Source organism: Synechococcus sp. R8-2, from assembly GCF_047461715.1.
Classification (GTDB): Bacteria; Cyanobacteriota; Cyanobacteriia; order Thermostichales; family Thermostichaceae; genus Thermostichus.
Genome location: NZ_JANSHQ010000456.1, coordinates 1 through 2280, shown reverse-complemented (window position 1 = coordinate 2280; position 2280 = coordinate 1). Strand labels below are relative to the sequence as shown.

The 2280-nt window shown below is 57.4% G+C and carries 2 protein-coding genes; both read right to left on the bottom strand.

Annotated elements, in window-relative coordinates; genetic code table 11:
• Nucleotides 1-229: 229 nt before the first annotated feature.
• The gene (locus NW819_RS10930) at nt 230-1114 is read right to left on the bottom strand and encodes a hypothetical protein (protein ID WP_414413749.1); all 885 of its coding nucleotides are present in this window, start codon (nt 1112-1114) and stop codon (nt 230-232) included.
• Between the two features lie 44 nt (nt 1115-1158).
• Nucleotides 1159-2127: a CobW family GTP-binding protein gene (locus tag NW819_RS10925; protein WP_414342593.1), complete on the bottom strand. Its 969-nt coding sequence runs from the start codon at nt 2125-2127 to the stop codon at nt 1159-1161.
• Between the last annotated feature and the right edge of the window lie 153 nt (nt 2128-2280).

The window sequence follows — 2280 nt, the reverse complement described above, 5'->3', positions numbered from 1 at the left end:
TGAGTGCGGGAGTATGTCACGGCATGAGCCTTTGGTTCCATCAGTGTGAGTGGGGAGCTGAGGAGCGATCCATAAGCCCGTGGGGGCGGGGGCAGTCCAAATGTCCGAAGAGACGGGTACTGCTGCTGTGGCGAGGTAGGCTAAAACAGGAAGTGCGGCTGGCGTTCACGTAGTGTTGCCAACCTGCGCCAGTAACAGGAGTCCCCCACTTCTGAGCTTGAGGATCCTGTCAAAGACTGTAGATCTGCCCATCCATGAGCAGATGGGTGATGCCTTTCTTTTGCAGTTGGGTGCGCACAATCTCCAGAATGTAGCCGGGAAACTGGATTACCCGGTAGGGTGGGTAGGTGTTGCTGCCCCGACGGCTCATTTCGGAAAAGCGACGGGCCACCTTGTGGTTGTCGAAAATGGGCAGCGTATTGGCGTTATCCATCCCTTCGATGGGCAGGGATCCCGAGCCAAAGAATTCCTTAAGGGGGCGGGTGGTCAGTTCTTGGTAGCGGTCAACAACGACGTAGCAGGTTTCCGGCAGGGTGAGCTCTTCCAGGGGCAACACCTGAATTCGATAGCTGGGATCGGTGAGGGGATCCTCTTCTGGCCCATCTTCATCTTCTAGGAGATAGTCAGGGTCGTCCTCATCCTCGTCTTCGAGGTCACGGTCTTCTTCGGTCTCTTCCTCATCCTCTTCCCCGACATCCTCCACATCTTCCCGAAGCTCAGCCGCCAACTGCAGTTCTTCTGGGGGCAGTTCTGGCAGAGACTCCGTCCCAGCAGTGTTATCCTCGCCTTCCTCGTTTGCGTTCGGCTCTGCGGGGGGCTCCGGCAAGGGAGATGGAGAAAGCAACTCCGGTTCCAGCGGCAAGATCTGCTGCTCCAAGGCTGGGATCCCGCCAACAACAGCTTTTTCCCCCATGTCTTTGCGGCGGGCAGCCGAGCGTTTGAGATGGATCAACCGCTGATACTCATCGGCAGCGATATTTTCCTTCAACACGCGGGTGATGGTGGTGATGCTCACCTGAAATTGCTCCGCCAATTCGACGGCGGTCGCTGCCGAGCCGCGGTAGGCGCTAACAATTTGCTGTTGTTCTTGCTCTGAAAGTTTGCTGCGAGCCATCCCAGGTCACCCAATCCAAAAACCGAAAAAACTGAAGAGGATCCTTAGCCAGCGGCGGTTGCCCCGCACACCCGGCTGAGGCCGGCAGCCAGCTGTTCCGGCTCCAGCCCTTTGCCAATCAACACAATTTTGGACAAGCGGGGCTCATCGGGATCCCAGTCCCGTTCCAGAAAAAGGGTTTGCCGCTGGCCCACCTGATGAAAGATAACCCGCTGCGGCTCATCCACAACCCACAGCACCCCCTTGGCGCGAAAAAGGGTCTCGGGCATGTCTTGTAGCCAATCGCGAAAAGCCGCCAAATCCAGCGGCTGCTGCAGTTGAAAGCTCACCGATTGGATCCCGTCTTCCTCGAGGTGATGGCTATGGTGGGCCTCAGTCTCTGCATTGGGGAGCCTGGGATCCCACAATTCTGGGCGGAAGGCATGCACATCCAAGATGCGGGCCAGAGGCACCTGGGCATGGGTGGTGAGCAGGCAAGGGGCAGCGGGGTTGTAGCGGCGCAGATCCAGAAGGATCCGCTCTCGTTCGGCTTCGTCGATCAAATCCACCTTATTGAGCAACAAAATGTCAGCGCTGCCGATCTGGTGGGCGGCGGTTTGCGAGCGCTGGAAATTGCGCCAGTATTCGGCACCGTCAACCAAGGTCACCACGCCATCCAGGCGCAACTCCTCATGAAAGACCCTCTGCACAAATAGCTCGGTCACCTGCCTGGGATCCGCCACGCCGCTGGTTTCCACCACCAGATAGTCCAACGCCTGGGCATGCTGGAGCAGCTGGCGGGCCGCCCGTTCAAAATCCTCTCGCACCGTGCAGCAGAGGCAACCATTGTTGAGCTGCATCAGCCCCCCCTCGGGCATGTTGACCAACTCGCCATCGATGGAAATCTCGCCAAACTCGTTGAGGATAACCCCAATGCGCAACCCATGCTCCTCTTCCAAGATGCGCTTGAGCAGCGTGGTTTTGCCACTGCCCAAAAAACCTGTCAAAATCGTCACCGGAAGCTGAGCTTTCATATCAGGTGAGGCTGAACTGACAAGCGGCCAACAAACCCTTCTCTCAAGTTCCCCAGAAGCTCTACTAGCTTAGCTTTAGGGTTGGCTCTCCAGGATCTGGACAAGGGGGAACGACCGCTCCCACCCAAATTAGATCCTCTAACCCATCAACTA

Coding starts and splice junctions, on each gene's coding strand:
- NW819_RS10930 (WP_414413749.1), bottom strand. CDS start 1,114: ATGGCTCGCAGCAAACTTTCAGAGCAAGAACAACAGCAAATTGTTAGC.
- NW819_RS10925 (WP_414342593.1), bottom strand. CDS start 2,127: ATGAAAGCTCAGCTTCCGGTGACGATTTTGACAGGTTTTTTGGGCAGT.